This is a genomic window from Alteromonas sp. PRIM-21 (assembly GCF_027563165.1).
Classification (GTDB): Bacteria; Pseudomonadota; Gammaproteobacteria; order Enterobacterales; family Alteromonadaceae; genus Alteromonas; species Alteromonas macleodii_A.
On sequence record NZ_JADOEK010000001.1, the window covers coordinates 415,387 to 433,675 of the forward strand.

General features: G+C 43.2%; 17 protein-coding genes. 5 read left to right on the forward strand and 12 right to left on the reverse strand.

Going from position 1 to position 18,289, the window contains the following annotated elements; translation table 11 throughout:
- Positions 1-58: 58 nt before the first annotated feature.
- The 4 genes from IW644_RS01750 to IW644_RS01765 all read right to left on the reverse strand — a co-directional run bounded on the left by IW644_RS01750 (position 59) and on the right by IW644_RS01765 (position 4,829).
- Positions 59-1,192: a GGDEF domain-containing protein gene (locus IW644_RS01750; protein ID WP_269916161.1), complete on the reverse strand. Its 1,134-nt coding sequence runs from the start codon at positions 1,190-1,192 to the stop codon at positions 59-61.
- 2 nt (positions 1,193-1,194) lie between these two features.
- Positions 1,195-1,806: a PqiC family protein gene (locus IW644_RS01755; RefSeq protein ID WP_269916162.1), complete on the reverse strand. Its 612-nt coding sequence runs from the start codon at positions 1,804-1,806 to the stop codon at positions 1,195-1,197.
- A 231-nt stretch (positions 1,807-2,037) separates the two neighbouring features.
- Entirely contained in the window at positions 2,038-3,690 is a 1,653-nt protein-coding gene (gene pqiB, locus IW644_RS01760; RefSeq protein WP_269916163.1) for an intermembrane transport protein PqiB, read from the reverse strand.
- Positions 3,687-4,829 carry a paraquat-inducible protein A gene (locus IW644_RS01765; protein ID WP_179982867.1) on the reverse strand — a complete coding sequence of 381 codons (1,143 nt, stop codon included), beginning with the start codon at positions 4,827-4,829 and terminating at the stop codon, positions 3,687-3,689. The genes pqiB and IW644_RS01765 overlap by 4 nt, the downstream gene beginning before the upstream one ends.
- A 162-nt stretch (positions 4,830-4,991) precedes the next feature.
- On the opposite strand from IW644_RS01765, the gene IW644_RS01770 reads away from it, so the two are divergent.
- Complete coding sequence (locus IW644_RS01770) at positions 4,992-6,008, forward strand: hypothetical protein (RefSeq protein ID WP_269916164.1); 1,017 nt, start codon at positions 4,992-4,994, stop codon at positions 6,006-6,008.
- A 111-nt stretch (positions 6,009-6,119) separates the two neighbouring features.
- Here IW644_RS01770 and IW644_RS01775 read toward each other — a convergent pair whose 3' ends face one another.
- Entirely contained in the window at positions 6,120-6,797 is a 678-nt protein-coding gene (locus tag IW644_RS01775; RefSeq protein WP_269916165.1) for a fibrobacter succinogenes major paralogous domain-containing protein, read from the reverse strand.
- A 56-nt stretch (positions 6,798-6,853) separates the two neighbouring features.
- Positions 6,854-7,804, reverse strand: coding sequence for an SDR family oxidoreductase (locus tag IW644_RS01780; RefSeq protein ID WP_269916166.1), 951 nt, complete (start codon positions 7,802-7,804; stop codon positions 6,854-6,856).
- Positions 7,805-8,021: 217 nt separating this feature from the next.
- Here IW644_RS01780 and IW644_RS01785 point away from each other — a divergent pair, with 217 nt between their 5' ends.
- A complete protein-coding gene (locus tag IW644_RS01785; protein WP_269916167.1) occupies positions 8,022-8,921 on the forward strand; it encodes an AraC family transcriptional regulator in 900 nt (299 codons plus the stop codon).
- A 109-nt stretch (positions 8,922-9,030) separates the two neighbouring features.
- On the opposite strand, the gene asnS is transcribed toward IW644_RS01785, so the two are convergent.
- The gene (gene asnS / locus IW644_RS01790) at positions 9,031-10,428 is read right to left on the reverse strand and encodes an asparagine--tRNA ligase (RefSeq protein WP_179982871.1); all 1,398 of its coding nucleotides are present in this window, start codon (positions 10,426-10,428) and stop codon (positions 9,031-9,033) included.
- Positions 10,429-10,884: 456 nt separating this feature from the next.
- Between asnS and IW644_RS01795 the strand changes: the two genes are divergently transcribed.
- Positions 10,885-11,262 (forward strand): hypothetical protein, encoded by a 378-nt coding sequence (locus tag IW644_RS01795; RefSeq protein WP_442864420.1) that lies wholly within the window; start codon positions 10,885-10,887, stop codon positions 11,260-11,262.
- 123 nt (positions 11,263-11,385) lie between these two features.
- On the opposite strand, the gene IW644_RS01800 is transcribed toward IW644_RS01795, so the two are convergent.
- Entirely contained in the window at positions 11,386-12,354 is a 969-nt protein-coding gene (locus tag IW644_RS01800) for a calcium/sodium antiporter (RefSeq protein ID WP_179982873.1), read from the reverse strand.
- 251 nt (positions 12,355-12,605) lie between these two features.
- Here IW644_RS01800 and IW644_RS01805 point away from each other — a divergent pair, with 251 nt between their 5' ends.
- Both IW644_RS01805 and IW644_RS01810 read left to right on the forward strand, forming a co-directional pair.
- Positions 12,606-14,093 carry a RimK family protein gene (locus tag IW644_RS01805; RefSeq protein ID WP_269916169.1) on the forward strand — a complete coding sequence of 496 codons (1,488 nt, stop codon included), beginning with the start codon at positions 12,606-12,608 and terminating at the stop codon, positions 14,091-14,093.
- A complete protein-coding gene (locus IW644_RS01810; RefSeq protein WP_269916170.1) occupies positions 14,090-15,364 on the forward strand; it encodes a GNAT family N-acetyltransferase/peptidase C39 family protein in 1,275 nt (424 codons plus the stop codon). Before IW644_RS01805 ends, IW644_RS01810 begins: the two co-directional genes overlap by 4 nt.
- A gap of 45 nt (positions 15,365-15,409) precedes the next feature.
- Here the strand turns inward: IW644_RS01810 and IW644_RS01815 are convergent, their stop codons facing one another.
- The 4 genes from IW644_RS01815 to bioA all read right to left on the reverse strand — a co-directional run bounded on the left by IW644_RS01815 (position 15,410) and on the right by bioA (position 18,225).
- Positions 15,410-15,691 (reverse strand): hypothetical protein, encoded by a 282-nt coding sequence (locus IW644_RS01815; RefSeq protein ID WP_179982876.1) that lies wholly within the window; start codon positions 15,689-15,691, stop codon positions 15,410-15,412.
- 328 nt (positions 15,692-16,019) lie between these two features.
- A complete protein-coding gene (locus IW644_RS01820) occupies positions 16,020-16,223 on the reverse strand; it encodes a hypothetical protein (RefSeq protein ID WP_269916171.1) in 204 nt (67 codons plus the stop codon).
- A 51-nt stretch (positions 16,224-16,274) separates the two neighbouring features.
- Complete coding sequence (locus IW644_RS01825) at positions 16,275-16,796, reverse strand: DUF2937 family protein (protein WP_179982877.1); 522 nt, start codon at positions 16,794-16,796, stop codon at positions 16,275-16,277.
- A 163-nt stretch (positions 16,797-16,959) separates the two neighbouring features.
- A complete protein-coding gene (bioA, locus tag IW644_RS01830) occupies positions 16,960-18,225 on the reverse strand; it encodes an adenosylmethionine--8-amino-7-oxononanoate transaminase (protein ID WP_269916172.1) in 1,266 nt (421 codons plus the stop codon).
- Positions 18,226-18,289 lie beyond the last annotated feature (64 nt).

Below are 18,289 nucleotides of genomic sequence, written 5' to 3' on the forward strand. Positions count from 1 at the left end.
ACAGCGCAAATGTAACGAAACATGAGTCAATTTTGTGTAAAGGACACAAAATTATTGATTACTGTACTTTTAAAGGCGATGAGCTAGATAAAGGTGACGAGCTTATAGATGAAGAGGCACATACACGATTGCGACCGTTGTCTTTTGCATAATAAAGCGCTTGGTCTGCACAACGTATAGCACTTGATATATCTGTATCAATTGTGACTTCACTTACGCCAAAGCTACTGGTGACGTGGATCTTACTGCCATCTATATTCAATGGGGCCTTGCTGAGTACTTCTTTTATACTTTCTAATGCGTTCACCGCACCGGCTTCGTCGGTATCGGCAAAGATGAACATAAATTCTTCACCGCCCCATCGCGCGAGTATATCTTGCGCGCGAAGCCGAGAGCTAAAGATTTTAGCAATTTGTCGAAGCACCTTATCGCCTTGTTCGTGACCAAGGGTATCGTTTATGCTTTTGAATCTATCTACATCGGCAATGGCAACAGAGAAAGGACGTTTACTGCGTAGCATTCTTGCGTATTCTCTGTCTAAGCACTGCTGGGCACCACGTCGATTCAACAAATTCGTTAAATGGTCGTGTTTAGCTTGTCTCTCAAATTGTTCACTAAGATAGAGTGCGGTGTCGTAACTTTTTTGTCTGCTGTATTCGTAAAAAGCAGATAAAAAAGACACGGTTAGAAAGGAGTAGAGTAGGCGAGTTTTAAACGCATAGGTGTAGTTGGCAACAAAGGCTGCATCGTTAAACCCAAATAGAAGGATTGCGCAGGTAATTGTAAAGGCGATAAGAGCCAGTAGGCCGCGAACAAAACCAGCGAAAAACATAGTAACCGGTGGAACCAGGTACATCCAAAGTGGGCCGGTGTTGTCTTTACCACCAGTAATGATCAAAAGTAACGTTAGTACCATCAAACAGCTTATTAGTAGCGTAATAGACCATGTGCGAGCGCTAGCTGAAGAAAAGCGTACCTGTAACTGCTGCGAGACGGCAAAAACAACACTCGCAATATAAAGCGTTGTAGATAGCGAATACTCCGCGTCGATTAAGGCACGAGTTCCAAGCAAAAACGTAATAGACATACCAACGGCGGCAAACAAGTTGACCACAATAATGCGCCTGTTAGTTTCGTCTTTATGGTGGCTTTTTACGCCACTGAATACATATTGCTTTAACCGGCTGAGCATAATTAGCTTTGTTGGTTAATCGTTATATTCATATCTATCGCCAGCTTTTCTATCGCTGACCTCATGGCTTTTATGCTGGATGCAAAGCCATCGTTGCTAAGCGGAGCCTTGAACGTAAATGAGTGAATGCTGGCTGCTTCTGAAGCACGCGAAATTGAGTATTGCCCGGAAAATATTACTTCGCCTTCGTATGTGCTGACAAAATCATTGATGTATAAAGATATATGCGGTGCTTCTTCACTTGCATAATGGTCGGGGCGAACAAGCGCTACATTATTCGCTTTTAGCGCACTAGCGAGGGCTTTAGTAAGCCCTTCATCTACGGGCTCTGCCCATAAATGGCTGGTAGAAATGTGAAGATTAGTGTCGCTGGTTTGATACACCAAGCCTCTATGCTTTAAATACTCTGGCAATGTTACTTTATCTAAAACGATACTTTGTTTCGCCTCGCGCTCTAAAACAGAAGCACCGTTCGTTGCGTGCAGTAAGTAATAAGTCAGTGCATTAGGGGCGCTACTGCATGCAGATAAAAAAGAAAACAATACAGCTAAAATAATGATTTTTAGCGATTTGTTATCCTTACTGAAAGAAAAAGTCTTAACCTGCATTATCATATAATTTAATCCTTTCTTCCCTGTTTACGGGTACGCTACCTTGAGTATCGGGTAGGTTTTGCAATCTTTCCAAAAATAAAGTTTAGGGTATATGCCCAATTAGTAGAATTAGGGCATATCTTGTCTATATTCAGACTTATTCACTTTCACTATTTATATAACTATTCATTTTTTGCGCCAAGCTGAATGTTTTGTGTACAGTTTTGTGAGGCAGCATCTTAAATAGTCACATCAATTCTTTGCCTTGGGCTGAATATCTGCCTCCCCATCTTTGGAAAATATCAAGCTGTTCGGAGACTGATTTAATTGCAAAAGCAACGGCTGAATATTGCGCATGGTTTCTTGCAAGGCATCGACGGTTTCTTTAATTTCAGATTGATTAAAGCCACCCTCACTGTAATTTTTCAGTAGGCTATCGAGGCTCACAAGAACCTGATTTAGATTACTGTTAAGGGCTTTGGCATCAATGTCTGCAATAAGTAAATCGAAGTCGTCACTCGCGGTTTCTACTGATTCTGCCGCTAGACGCATATCTTCAACGGCCAGCTGTACGTTCTCAACCATTTCTTTAAGGGGGAGCTGATTAATTTTATCTAAGATCGCATCAGCTTTTTGCGTTAACTGAGTAAACTCGTTACTTACGGTAGGAATTACCTCATAACCGTTAATGACGGCGATTTCATTGCCGGCGTCAGCGTCAGGAATATGCTGTAAGTCTACGTAAAGACCACCTGTTAAAACATTACCCATGCGAAGCGAGGCCCTTAGATCTCGGTGCAGCCAATTTCTAATGGTCTGCTTTATGGCACTTAGCCCTTCTTCGGTATCAGGTTGTCGCGCCTTCCCTGGGTAGATGTTGATGAGCACTGGAATAGGGTAGTCCCTTTCCAGAATGTTTCCTTCAACAGCAGGGAACGAGTTAATTGCTGTGACGTTACCAATCTCAATGCCTCGATATTCAACGGGGGCTCCGACAGTGAGCCCTCTCACACTTTCATCGATGAGCAAAAGGTATTCAGCAGCCACTTTATAACGGGCATCTGAGGCAGAGGTACTGTCGCCATAAATAGTAAAAAAGGCGTTGTCTAATACCTGTTCACCCTTTGGTACGCCTTCAGGAATGCCAAAGGTAATGCCATTGGCTAATAAGGTTTCTAAACTTCCGGTTTCTACACTGACCCCATTTGATTCAAGTAGAAGTTTTACGCCACTGACATCCCAAAAGCGGGTCGTGTTAGTAATTAGCTTGTGGTAGGGCGCTTCAATGAATGCGTCGTAATATACGACACGCTCTTCAATGTTAAATGTGGCATCTTCAAACTCGCCAACTTTAAAACCCTTGTAGATGATGGGGTCGCCAGGTTTATAGGCAAACTCGTCGTCGCTTTTTAGCATAACGTGAAGGCCAGGGGTACCAGGCGGCGTAACGGGTGGGCGCTCAAGCGCAGTGAAATGCAGCTGCTCTTTGCCTTTGTCGTCAGCCGACATCGCAATATAACTACCAGATAAAAGGGTATTGAGCCCAGATACCTCCGAAAAACTAATACGAGGAGCTACCACCCAGAACTTTGCATTTTCATTGAGCAGGTGGGTCGCACTAGCATCAATTCTAGCCGTAACAAGCACACCGTTTAAATCGGGGTTCAGTGTTATTTTCTTTACCTGACCAATGTCTAAGTCGCGCACTTTTATTGGAGTCTTGTTTACTTCAATACCGGAAGCTGATTGAAGCTCAATGGTTATAAGTGGGCCTTGGTTTTTCCATTGGTAATAAACCATCCAGCCACCAATAACGATAACAAGAATTGGAATAATCCAAATGCGAGAGACTGATGAAGTGGGCTTAACTTTTGCCTCGTTAATGTTGGGGTCGTTTGTGGTCATGGTAATTGTTTCCACTGCTGCCAAATAAGCCTCGAATCAAATGTCATCGCGGCTATCATTGTTACAAATACTACGGCGCAAAAGGCGAGTGCCGCTTGGCCCGGATAAATAGACATAGTGTTTCCCATCTGTATGAGAGACACCAGTACTGCTACCACAAAAACGTCTATCATCGACCAGCGACCTATTGCCTCGGTAATGCGGTAGTAACGTATACGTAATTGTTTTGAAGTGGTTTTCTCTCGCTGTACGGAAAAATTAAGCCAAGCAAGAATTAATATTTTCGCAACCGGAACAACCACACTGGCAATTAAGATGATTATCGCTACCGGATACGAGCCAGATTCCCAAAGTGAAATAACACCGCCAATAATGGTATTTGGTGTTTCTTGACCAAAAAATTCAGTATACATAATTGGCAGCATATTAGCAGGAATATATAAAATACAAGCGGTTAACAATAATGCCCATGTGCGCTGAATACTCACTTGCGCTTGTTTTTCGCATAGAGGTTTGGGTTGTGGAGGCTGACCTTGTGACATCCACAAGGCATAACTTGTCGTGTCGAATTGATATATACAAAGGGCAGTAAATGCTGAAAAGCCGACAAATGCATAAAACGATAGCCCTATAGATACATCGGCTAACTCGGTTATTTTAATTAGACTGACCAAGGTTCCTACTAGAAATATCTCAGCCATGCTCCATGGCAAAAGCGCTTTGACCAGCTTATACAGTCTAGCCAAGTAAAAGGGGCGACGGTTTTGTATTTGGGCTAAAGAAAGCAGTAACAGACCAGCGAGGACCATTCCGGGTAGTAATAGCGTGGCTAAACTGGTTATTATCGCAAGGGATAAGTAGTCATTTTCAATGAGCACGGTAATGCCCGTTGGCAAGTCGATACTATGCTTCTGCCCGCTCGCTTTAAATGTCAAAAAGTTAAAGGGTAACGAGAGCAATAAAAAAATAAGCGCGCTGAAAGCATAAGCGAGTAGCTTTTCGCTGGCACCGACGCGATACGAAACTAACGTGTGGCTGCAAACAGGGCAAACTGCTCTTTGTCTGTGCGCTAGTGCGGGTATGTGAACCTTAGTATGGCATTGCTCACAAACTATAGATAACGTATTAGATTCAGCCATAAAGTTTTATTGCGCCACTTTTTATACACTGGATTTATGATAGAGAGTAGCTTGATGAAATAACTCGTTGTTTTTTGAATTCAACAGAATAGCGTATTGCGGCCACATCGGGAAGTAAAGTCATTCGTGTTCAGAAACATAACAACAATAATTGACGATTAAATGATGGAAACAACAAACGAAATTCGTGGTACCTACAGAAAAGTTAAAAAACAAGGAAATCGCTTATTGCTAAAAAGGCGCATTGGCTTTTTGCGCTTTTGGGGAAGTATCACTTTTGCTCAGCGTTGCTACTTTCTGGCAACTGCAATGCTTTTATTACAGCTTTTTTTTGATGTTAAAAGTGGCTTATTTGAAACGGTCATGTTTGGCTTTGCCCTTAGTGGTATTGTAAGTGAAACTTGGCCAAGGTTTATGGCGCTTTGGAATAGTTTACCGGGTAAAGCGGTAATTTTGTTTGTCTATGCCGTTATCGCAAATTTTGCCCTCGCTTCTGCTAGCGGGTTAGTAAATAGTATAACCGGTGTTTCCGCAGGTGCGCTGCCCTACAGCCACAATTTCGCGCTTATACTTATGGTGCCAAGTTGGTTCTTTGTCACCACGTTAATGGCACTTGTTGGCGGAATGCTAGTTATTTTTATTTATCTGTTTTTTCTACTACTACTCAAGCCCTTTGGTGTGCAAAAACTGTGGCATAAGCCTGGTTATCGCTATGTTTTGTCTACCGCTGTGGCGCGGTTTGTTTGGACATTAGGTGTAGCGCTTCAGCTTAGCTTGTTAGCAGGGCAAGTAGGGCTACTTTCCGAGTTTAGTGCTGAAAGCACAAGCCAGCTGATCACAATCGAAAACGAGACAGAAACGTCGATTGAGGACAGTGAGGTTCCACCCATTGACAAACAAGCAGAAGATACTTCTGAACTGGAAGACGATTTAACCGCGCTTCTCACCGACGCCAAGGAAAAAAGTATTCGCTATAAAAAAGCACAACGCCAAGCGTTGGCTAGTTTTATTTATGAGTTTGAAGCGGATTCACGTTCGCGCTGTGCTCACCCTGAAGGAACGCGCGTCATCGAGCTTAATGATTACGAGATATTACAAATAACGCAAACGCCCGAAGATGAAATTGGCTACACGTATACAGTAGAGCCTTGTCGTTCAGCTGCTATTGGGCTCGATTAAAACGCTCCGCTTTTTTCGTTCATAGTTTGCAGGGCCATCGCAGATCTAGATTAAATGTACAAATGGCGATACCTTGATTACGCTTTAAGAGTATCTGCCGTGAGTATATAGCTACTTGGCATCTCGTACACACCTAACGCTAAACATATAGTCTTTGTTAAGCTTTGCCCTTCTAATTTCGCCCTTATGTGAGTTCCACCACGAATAGGCGAGGGTGCGGGCGTACGCCTCTTTATCAGTGGCGCTAGTACTTGTCCAAAACTCGGTGTACATGCCTTGCGTGATATACCAGTTGCCTATTTTTACACCTGCTGGCATAGCGCCAAAGTGGAATTGATTAACTTTAGCCTGATCAAACTTTTTAAATAGGGTATCGGGCTGTTCTGCTTTTAAAGTAATAGCAATATCGTTATTTCCGCGCCAGCCCTCTTTCGAAAGCTCGCGTTGTGCTATACCAATAGCGAGTTCCATACTTTGCCAATCTTCATCGGTAGCTATACGCCATCCACTAGGACACAGCTTTCGCTGGTCATTTACGTCTTGCCAATGATAAAGCCTTCCATATTTAAGTAGGTTCTTTTTGTCATCTTTTGGAATAAACCCTGATGCAACAGGGCTTCCATCTTGAAATTGGGTAGCTCTTAGGTTCTCTGCAAACCATTCAAGTTTACCTATTTTAACGGTTTTATAGCGATTACCTTCTAAATCTTGAAAAGTACTCACAGTGTTTTCAATTTCTTTGCTTGTGCCATTAATCGATGCAGGCTCTGCGGGCGTAGATGTCATCATAAAAAATCCTAAGAATGAGGCAGCACTTATCATGTTGTGAAAACTCAATTTAGCAGCTAAAACGACCAGGCAAAGCCTGTTGCTTCTTCTGACACGGCCCAAAGCTTTGTTAGCACTTTTTTGTCTACGACAAAATCCTCTAATTTACATTCTCCAACGGGACCGCCAAAATTCATTAGACCCGTTGGACCATAATAGGCACGCTGTTTAATGTTATCTTCGGTGGCACACATCACTTCAGGGTAGGCACCTTTCTCTGCAGATTGAGCCAAGCCTATTTTCACCATAAAAGACCAAGAAATGCGTGTTAAAAAGCTAGCGCTTTCTCGTATAAGAGTAGTGTTCGAAGCGCCGGGGTGACACACAAATACCTTCGCTTGCTTGTTATGTGCTTTTACTTTGTCTTGAAGCTCGTATGCAAACATCATTTGCGCCAGTTTACTCTGACTGTATACCTTATTGGGGTTGTAATTTTTGTCCCAGTTCATGTCGTCAAACTGCATGGTTCTTAACCCCATTTTGTGTCCTTCACTGGCAACGACTACAATGCGTCCCTTCGATTCATTAATACGATCAAATAACAAACCGCACAGTAAAAAGTGCCCGTAGTGGTTAACGCCTAATTGACTTTCAAAGCCATCTTCAGTGAATTGTTGCGTTGAAATCTGCGCAATAGCAGCATTACAAATCAGCGCGTCAATCACTGGAACGCACGTTAGAATTTCTTTAGCTGATTGTCTCACAGCATTAAGGCTGCTTAGATCAAGGCGTATATAGCTGACATTGGCATTGTCGCCAAACTCTTGTTTTAGCGTAGCGATAGCGTCATGGGATTTGCTCGGGCTTCGGTTCAGCATGACTACTTTCGCACCTTTTGAAAGCAAAATTCGTGTTGCTTCATACCCCGCGCCCGTATTTGCGCCTGTTATTAAAAATGTCTTATCTTTTGCGTTTTCAATACTCGAAGGAGTCCACCCGCCTTTTCCAAATTGATTGCTCTTTGCCATCTGCTTAGCACCTTCTGTCACTAAAATTTGTATATTTGTAATATAATGACTATTGCTACGCTTAAATAGGCGATAAGCTCTTTAAAATTTGCCTATTCGTATCACTTTGTTGTTTTGAGTAAAATTTGTTGCTAGATTTCAAAACGAAAAACAGAGTAAAGCACGTAACGTAAATAAATGGTGAGGTAGTGGTTTAAAACGCTATGAACAAAACACTATGAACAAAGCACTAATAAAGCAGTTAATTGAAGAGAAAGTGGAAAACAGCGGCTTATACGATACCGGGATCGATGGTGTTCAACTTTTTAAAATAACACAGCCCATCGAATGTGCTCCTGTAGTATACGAACCGTCACTAACTGCCATTGTTCACGGTGGTAAAGAAGCCATTTTGAATGGGGATAAGCATACGTTTAATACCAGTAAATACACGTGCTGCACTATGTCTATGCCTGTAGAAGCGGGTATTCCCGACGCTTCGGAAGATAGTCCTCTATTGGGTGTATATATTTCATTAAATAGCAGAATGATGACTGATTTAGCCATAGAGTTTGAAAGTGTAGGCGGTAATTTTCGTCAATCGTCAGCTTCGTCTGTACCCTCGGGTATTGCTTCTGCACATTGGGATGCTGATTTCACCGAAGCTTTATACCGCTTACTTCTGCTCACCGATAACGCTACCGATATAGCTATGTTATCGAGTGCACGCTCACGTGAACTGTATTACTCGGTATTGAAAGGGGAGGCTGGTAACACAGTAAGAGGTAGCTTTGGGTTAGGTAACGCCATAGGGCGCGCTATTGAATACCTGGCCTCCCATGTGGCTGAGAATGTCACTATTGACGATATGGCGAGCAAGGTTGGAATGAGTAAGGCTGTATTTCATCGTAAGTTTAAGCAAGCCACCAATATGTCGCCTATCCAGTTTGTAAAGTCGATGAGATTAAACAACGCGGCAAAACGTATAGCTGACGGCACAAATGTAAGTGTTGCAGCGATGGATGTCGGCTATGTAAGCTCATCGCAATTTAGCCGAGATTTTAAGCGAATGTATGGCTTGTCGCCGAAGCAATGGGAAAAAGAGAATAAAGCTAGAGCCGCGACTATGTTGCAGTAGTTTAGTCAAAATGAGTTTCTGAATTAAAGCACATAAGCGATGGAGAAATAAAAAAGCTCGCGACAGTAGACTGTAGCGAGCTTTCGTTTCATTAGTACAGCAACACTGCTTAGAAGCTAGCGTTACCTGGTGTACGTGGGAATGGGATAACGTCACGTACGTTTTGCATGCCGGTTACGTATGCAACAAGACGTTCGAAACCTAGACCGAAACCTGAGTGAGGTACAGTGCCGTAGCGGCGAAGGTCGCGATACCATGCGTAATCTTCTTTAGATAGTCCCATTTCATCAAGACGAGCGTCGAATACATCTAAACGTTCTTCACGCTGTGAACCACCGATGATTTCACCGATACCTGGCGCTAGCACGTCCATTGCTGCAACGGTTTTGCCGTCATCGTTAATGCGCATGTAGAAGGCTTTAATATCTTTTGGATAGTTCTGCATGATGATAGGTGCACCAACATGCTCTTCGGCAAGGTAACGCTCATGCTCAGAAGACAAATCAATACCCCATTCAACCGGGAATTCGAATTTCTTGCCGCAATTTTGAAGAATTTCAATAGCGTCGGTGTAATCCATGCGAACGAAGTCAGAGCTAACTAGCTTTTCTAAACGCTCAACCGCGTCTTTTTTAATGCGCTGGGCGAAGAATGCCATATCATCAGGCAATTCTTCTAGTACCGCTTTACACACATACTTCAGCATGTCTTCAGCAAGCTGTGCTACGTCTTTTAATTCAGCAAACGCCACTTCAGGTTCAATCATCCAGAACTCGGCAAGGTGACGAGAGGTATTTGAGTTCTCTGCACGGAACGTAGGTCCGAAGGTGTATACCTTAGACATAGCCGTACAGTATGTTTCAACGTTAAGCTGACCTGATACTGTTAGGTAAGTTTCTTTACCGAAGAAATCTTCTGAGTAATCAACGTTGCCTTTATCGTCTAGTGGAAGATTCATCATATCAAGGGTTGATACGCGGAACATTTCACCTGCGCCTTCTGTATCGCTAGCCGTTAGAATTGGGGTAGAGATCCAGTAGTAGCCCTTTTCGTGGAAGAAGCGATGAATAGCTTGAGATAAACAGTTACGTACACGGGTGACCGCACCAATAACATTGGTACGCGGGCGCAGGTGTGCGTATTCACGTAGATATTCTATGCTGTGGCGCTTTGCCGCCATTGGGTAGGTATCAGGGTTTTCAACCAAACCGACAATTTCTACCTCGGTAGCATCAATTTCTAATGATTGCCCTTGGCCTTGCGATTCTTTCACTGTACCGGTTACCGACAATGAGCAACCAGCAGTAAGGCGCTGGATATCGGCGTAATTTGACAGAGAATTTAGCGCAATAACTTGTACAGGATCGAAGCAACTACCATCGTGTAGTGCAATAAATGATAACCCCGCTTTAGAGTCGCGGCGTGTTCTTACCCAACCCTTAACGGTTACCGATTCGCCAACGGCGTACTTACCTTTAAGCACGTCAACTACGGGCGCATGCGTCATGTTAATTTCTCCGTCTTACTGATCTTATGTTGTTGCTCGAATACGCATCGAGTGTATCAACCCAGTGCAATAAACTATGTATGAAAAATTGCACTAAAATTTGCTTTATGGTCAATGTTTTGGATTGCTGTGCCGATAAGTCTTTAATGTCGGTAAAATGCACTTTGAAGTTATGGTTAACTTCTTCATGTCATTTATGTATCGCGAATTATAAAAATAAGTATAAATAACGAGATACACCGAACGGAATTCGCTTCGGCGATGTAAAAATAACCAATGAAATACAATCCAATAGCACGCTAGTATACCCAACATAAAGCGGGATGCCAGAGAACAGAGTGACAAATGGGAAATAAAAATGATTCAGGCACGTCGGTACGTAACCAGCAGCAAACGCAGGGGGAATCGCAACGGGCGTCACAATCCTCTGCAACTGGCGATATTGACAGGCGTTCTATGACCTATGAGCAACTAGCTGAACGGCGTTCGACACCGCGCTCACAAACCCCCTTTTATAAGGTAATGCTTGGCCTCAACGTGTTCGGTTGGGTGGGAATGGTGGTGGTTCTTATATTGTTTCACTACGCTAGGCCCGACTTCATCAGTGGCGTTCAGCAGTATTGGGGAATAGAAGGGGATTCGTCTTGGTCTGAAGGTCATTTGTCTGCCATGACTATTATGCTGCAGATATGCTTAATAGTAAGCCTTGTTAGCATTGTCATGCGTGCAAGACGCAATCGTCGACGCACAGACTCCTTCGGCGTAAACCTTATAATTTTGTTTGCTATTGCGGCAATTAGTTTGATTACTCTTGCTACTACGCTGGGGTTATAGGGCAGGTTAACTAACGAAATTAATAGCGAGAAAATAAAAAAAGCTTGGCACTTTACGTCAGTAGAGCAGCCAAGCTTTTTGTTTTCAGTTAACTATTTTTACTTACGTTCTACAACTCGCGGCTTATATAAATGCTGCCTGAACTAACCAGTAGGTATAAGCAATGTAGGCAAGCACAAATGCTCCACCTTCTAGACGATTAAGACGACCTTGACGTTTAATACCGATACAGAAAATGAAAAGTGCCACGGTAGAGACAAACATAACCATTGCGTCACGGTATAAGAACTCAGCCCCTACTGTCATAGGTTGTATCGTCCCTGCAATACCCACAACGGTTAGGGTATTAAACATATTAGAGCCAATCACATTACCAATCGCTAAATCATGCTCGCCTTTTTTAACTGCCATTAATGATGAGGCGAGTTCGGGTAGTGATGTACCAATGGCTATCACCGTAAGCCCGATAATCGTATCACTTACGCCAAAGAAGGTTGCGTATTCCACTGCGCCCCACACAAGCATGCGAGAGCTTGCAACAAGTAGTAACAAACCGGCAATCAGCCATATAACATGGGTTTTAACGGTGCCTTCGTTGCTGTTGATTTCTTCGTCGTATTCTTCTGCGAGGGCGTCTTTATCGCCTTTCATTGCATGATAGATACTCCATGAAATCAGCAGTACAAATAGTCCTAGCAAAGAAAACGCATCATCTTTGGAAACCGTTAAATCCCATACCTGCCACACAGCAAAAAAAGTGATACCCAGTAATACGGGCAATTCTTTTTTGATAATTTCTGATCTGACCGCAATAGGGCTAATGACGGCGGTTAAGCCTAAAATTAGCAAAATGTTTGCGATATTCGAGCCGTAGGCATTTCCCAACGCAATGCCCGAGTTGCCCTGATACGCAGCGAAGATGGAGACGATGATTTCAGGAGCCGACGTACCAAACCCAATAATAAGCATACCTATTAAGAGGGGGGAAACACCAAAATGATTAGCGACTGATGCGGCGCCACCCACAAATTTTCCTGCACTCCAAAGCAGTACTGGTAAACCGATTAGAATAGCCAGACTGGCTAGTAACATACTTACTCCTCAAACCATTTGTATCGTTCCGCCCATTTCTATTTATAGGCAAAATTAATAAACAAAAGCTGTATCAATAGATTTAATTGTACATCAGTTTTAATTGTCATTTCGATGAAAAAAAGGCGTGCAGATTGTGCTATGCAAAATGAAAGTTAAGCGTAAACTTCGCGCCTAAATAACTGTGTACGCTATTTGAACAGCGCAGTTTAGTTGTTAACCGTCTTATCATTTTTTTAGAAGCGACATTAATGCACAACACCTTGATTGTTACTGATGATGTTACCCCTTTTCGTAACTCTTCATTAACCGTACTTACTTTTCAAGAATATCTTGCTGAGTTCCCAAAGTTAAACGAACCCAAAACCCGGGTTATCAATATTTGCGATACCACGCGATATTTGAGCGAGGGCTATTACTGTTCGCTGCTGGCTCAGGCGCGTAACCATTCGGTATTGCCATCAGTAAATACCGTTAATGATTTACGTATGGCCGAAGAGAAAAGTGTCGATCGCATCGCTTTTTCCTTACAGGTATCTCAAGACAACACTGAAATTAAAAATGAACCTATATTAGTACTTTTCGGTGAAGTGAAAGATCAGCGCTTTAAACGTTTGGCCCGCCAAGCGTTCGAAAAATATCCGTATCCGATATTGATGTTAAGCCTTGTGGTTACCGATAAAAGTGTTTTGCCCAAAACGAAGGGTAAAGCGCAAATTGAAGGCTTTGCCACGTTGCAGGCTAGAGCATTTAAAGATTTAGATGCAGTGCAGCAAGAACACTTCATTCAGCAGCTTGAAGTACACACAAAAATACAGTGGAAAGCAGGTAAAGCAAGTAAGCGCACGCGTTGGGATATGGCCATTTTGGTTAACCCTGAAGAGAGCACGCCGCCTAGTGATGAACGCGCCATTAAAAATTTTGTGAAAGCAGCTGAAAAAGTGGGTTTTCGCGCAGATGTGGTGAGTCGCCTGTCGCAAGAAGAATTGGGGCACTATGATGCATTGTTCATTCGTGAAACCACGGCGATTGACCATCATACTTACCGTTTAGCGCGTGCCGCAGAGCGAGAAGGCATAGTGGTTATGGACGATACGCAGTCAATTCTGCGCTGCTGTAACAAAGTGTACCTGCAGGACGCGTTTGCTTATCAGAAAGTACCGGCGCCGAAAGCCACGTTTGTATCGAGCGCTACCGATGAAGTATGCGAAAAACTCATAGCTGACTTTGGTTTGCCGCTTGTTTTAAAACTGCCAGAAAGCTCGTTTTCCCGCGGCGTGCATAAAGCTGAAAATAAAGAAGCGTTAAAAACGCGCTTAGAACAAATGCTGGCTGAATCGGCACTTGTTTTGGTTCAGGAATATATATTCACTGAATTCGACTGGCGAATTGGTGTATTAGGTGGCAAACCTATTTACGCTTGCCAATACTTTATGGTGCGCAACCATTGGCAAATTTACAACCACCAGGGAGACCGATTCTCTTCGGGTGGATTTGCCACAATGCCAACATTTGAAGTACCTAAGCCGGTGTTACAAGCTGCTATAAAGGCCGCTAAAGCGGTGGGTGACGGCTTGTATGGTGTAGACATCAAGCAAACCGGCAATGCAGTTTATGTTATTGAAGTGAACGACAACCCAAGTATCGACTCGGGTGTTGAAGACAAATATTTAGGCAAAGAACTGTACGAATTAATTATGCAGGAATTTGCTGACAGGTTGGAGCAAAGAGGGCGATGATCACATCGGCTGAGCGAGTAATTGAAGTGAATAATGCAAGTCCACAGGAAAGCGCAAATCGTGCATATGGCCTAGCTGAGGGCGCATCTAATACTAAATCGACAAATGGTGCCGGTGTGCCTTCTACACAGTCGAGTGTAGTGCTACGCGTTGCGACATTACACGATCTTGCTTCGCTTCAGCACATTGAGCAAACTTGTTTCACCACCGACAGGCTAAGTAAAAGCCGTTTCAAATTTTACATTGATGCCCAGCACGCAGAGCTTATTGTGGCCGAACGTGCACCCTCGAGTTTAGGCTCAAACCTTGACCAAAATAATCAAGGTTTAAATAGCATAGTAGGTTATGGACTGTTGCTGCTGCGACGCGGGACACAACTTACTAGGCTGTATTCTATTGCGGTTCTTCCGGAAGCGCGAGGGCTTGGCGTTGCTGAAAAGCTTATACATAGCTTGGGGGAGCGGGCGCTTTTGCGGGGAAAGCGATTTATGCGCTTGGAAGTGGCAGTAGGTAATGCTGGCGCCATTGCTCTGTATAAAAAATTAGGGTTTAGTCAATTTGGTATGTATACCGATTACTACGACGATCACACTGACGCATTACGTATGCAAAAAGTATTGGTGCCGAGTAAGTCAGTTAAGCCAGAGGTTTATCCGTGGTACCAACAGACGACTGATTTTACCTGCGGTCCGTCAGCATTAATGATGGCAATGTGTGCATTGAACAATCGCTATGAAATGACCCAAGAGAAAGAACTATCGTTGTGGCGTACTGCTACCACTATATTTATGATGTCAGGTCATGGCGGTTGCCACCCGGTAGGATTAGCGCTCGCCGCGGTAAACGAAGGTTATGCAGCGAAAGTGCTCATTAATCAGGATGTCCCGCTTTTTGTTGATGGCGTTAGAAATACTGACAAGAAAGCGATAGTCGAAAATGTTGAATCGCAGTTTATGGCAGAGGCACGTAAGAAAGGCATATCAGTTGCAATATCAGACTGGCCTATGGATGTTATTGACCAAACTCTTAAAGCTGGCGGAGCAGTATTATGCCTAATCAGTACATACGCATTTGATAAGAAAAAGGTGCCCCATTGGGTAGCAATAACTAGCTGCGATCCTCACTGTTACTATCTGCACGATCCAGATGCGAGCGACGGGCAGCCTGTTGAATATCAACACATTCCGGTTGCCCGCGAAGACTTTCTAAGACTTGCCAGCTATGGCACGCGTAAAGTAAGAACATTGGTGCTCCTTAAAAAGAAAAAGTAACACGATTCTTGTTATGGCCTCAGGCATGAAAAAGTGCCAGGGGCCTTAGTGATGCACTCGTGTAACATTAACCTTTTTATTCAATGTTTTGAGCTGCTTTACTAACTGAGATAGCTCTTTCACCGAACCTGAATAATCAATGTGTTTATTCATTTCCTGGCCTTTTACTGCACTCTTATATAGCGCTTCACTTTCAAAGCATGCAGTTTGTTTGTTTAGCGTGTTCCATTCCGCTTCTAGATCGCTTGGGATGCAATGACGTTTAGCAATAATTTTGTCTTTTATTTGCAACACTTTTCCGATCAATAATTGAGCATCTGTAGGCATAATGGTATCTCCTTTGCAATTTATTTAGGTAAGTCGCTGATTTTTGGTTTTTTACCTTTCGCTAGAAGAAATAAACCAATTGTTTGCATCTTACTGTTGAATAAAGAGTTGCATTATTGATGCCACGTTCAATAAGAAGGTGAGAATCCTTTTTCTGCGCGCTTGTAAGTTTGGAAATACCGTCTCAGCTCTTAAACTGCGCTCTTAAAAGACATGAGCAAAGCATCTTTATAATTTCAAAATGCTGAATAAGTAGATTTCGACAGAGAGCTAAAACAAGGGATTTATTCTCTTAACCGAATTTAAGAAGAAATGTTTACCCGTAAAATTATCGGGACTTCGAAGAAAAATGTTTTTGCCGAAGCTGCTCTAGTTTTAAGCTGGTGGTGTGGCTGGCGCCATTTATCAAAAACTTATCGATAATTCGCATTATTTCTAAAGCGAATGTTTTCTTAGCATCACGATTGAAAAATTGTGAAAAGCCGTTTTTTTCAGAAAGTACTGAATAAGCTTCTTTAGTAAGTTTGTCCATGCGCCTATTCGACTTTGGTCGTTTTACCAAAGTACAGTTCTGATTGGCTCGCTATTTATAAGAATAGCGTTTGGGTTTGTCCTTGATTTTCTTAACCTGACAATAGCAAAAATGCGGTGTCCAAATTAATAAATTAAGCAAAATAGCGGTAATAAGGCTAAAGACGATTGAGGAGGGGGTTAGCGGTACGGATGGACTAAAATTGTCGAGTACTCGATTTAGCGTGCTGTATTGAGAAGGCGAGGCCATAAACACTAGTTTTTCGAAATAGTGGCCGTGCTCAAGTTTTCTCATACCCTGCTCCAATGTGGTGATCTGGGCAAAGCGACTTGCTTTCATAGACGCATTCTCACGCACTACCGGCTCGCTATTTTTCTGTAAGCTGTCGAGCATAGCTTCCACAGAAGAAAATCCATGTTGTTTAGCGAGTACAGAAGAACTGGATACTTCATCTCTTAGTGCATCGTAGTAGCCATTCAAATATTGGCGATAGTGATCAGCTAAAATAGGTACCTGCAATGTAATAATGAATAAAACTGCAAAGACCACTTTATCAAGAACACGCACTACCATTAAAAACTCGCTATAAAATAATCAGTATTGTCGACTCATTAGTGACCCGCCTAATCGTTGACTTCTAACATCCGTTTATAGAAGCCTTTTAACGCTAGGGGCTCTCGACATTAATTCATCTCATATGACAAAAAGTAAGTGCTAAGCGTAACAACCTCTCACGCTATTTCAAGGCTGTATAAATCGCATGGGTTAACTTACTTAATTGCTCAGAAGATATGATATAGGGAGGCATAATGTATACCAGTTTACCAAAGGGCCTTATCCACACGCCTTCTTCGACGAAATGACGCTGAATTTCGGCAACATTGACTGGGTTTACTGTCTCAACCACCCCAATAGCGCCCAACACCCTAACATCAGCAACGCGGGGTAAGTCTGCACATTTTGCCAACTCGGTTTGTAATTGTTTCTCAATGGCGGGAACTTGTTGCTGCCAATGGTTCTCATTAATGAGTGATAAGCTAGCGTTTGCCACAGCACAAGCTAACGGATTACCCATATAAGTTGGGCCGTGCATAAAAACACCAGGCTCACCTTGGCAAACCCCTAAAGCCACGTCTTCGGTACACAAAGTAGCGGCTAACGTCATATAGCCGCCAGTAATCGCCTTGCCCAAGCACAAAATATCAGGCGAGATACCGGCATGTTCACAAGCGAAGAGCTTACCTGTACGGCCAAATCCAGTAGCAATCTCATCGCAAATTAAAAGAACATCATAGGTGTCACACAGTTGGCGACAACGTTTTAAGTATTCAGGATGGTAAATACGCATGCCACCTGCACCTTGAACGATAGGCTCTAGAATTAACGCCGCCATGGTGTGGTGATGCTTTTCAAAAATCTCTTCAAGTGGAAGAATGTCATCTTCGCTAAACGTTTGGCCAAAGCGAGTTTGAGGGGCAGGCGCAAAAATCTGCTTGCTTAGTACACCCTCAAATAAACTATGCATACCGTTAACGGGATCGCACACGCTCATTGCGGCAAAGGTGTCGCCGTGGTAGCCATTGCGCGGCGCGACAATGCGCGACTTCTCTGAGCGCCCTTGGCATGCCCAATACTGAATCGCCATTTTTATCGCTACTTCAACAGATACTGAGCCAGAGTCTGCCAAAAATACACGCTCCAAACCTGCCGGCACCATGTTAAGTAACGATTTACACACATCCACCGCCGGCTGGTGGGTAATACCGCCAAACATAACGTGAGAAAATGCGTCAATTTGCTTGTGCGCAGCATCGTTGAGTACAGGGTGGTTGTAGCCGTGAATTGCTGCCCACCAGCTAGACATGCCGTCTACTAGCACTTCACCGGTGGCCAAGGTAAGTTCGGCACCTTTTGCACCGACTACTTCATAGCATGGAAGGGGATTAACCGCCGAGGTATAGGGGTGCCAAATGTGTTGTTTATCAAATTCTATATTGTTCACAAATTAACCGTTGGTAAAGTTTTGAAAATGGTCAGAGTTGACAACTCGATATTGGGGCATAGAC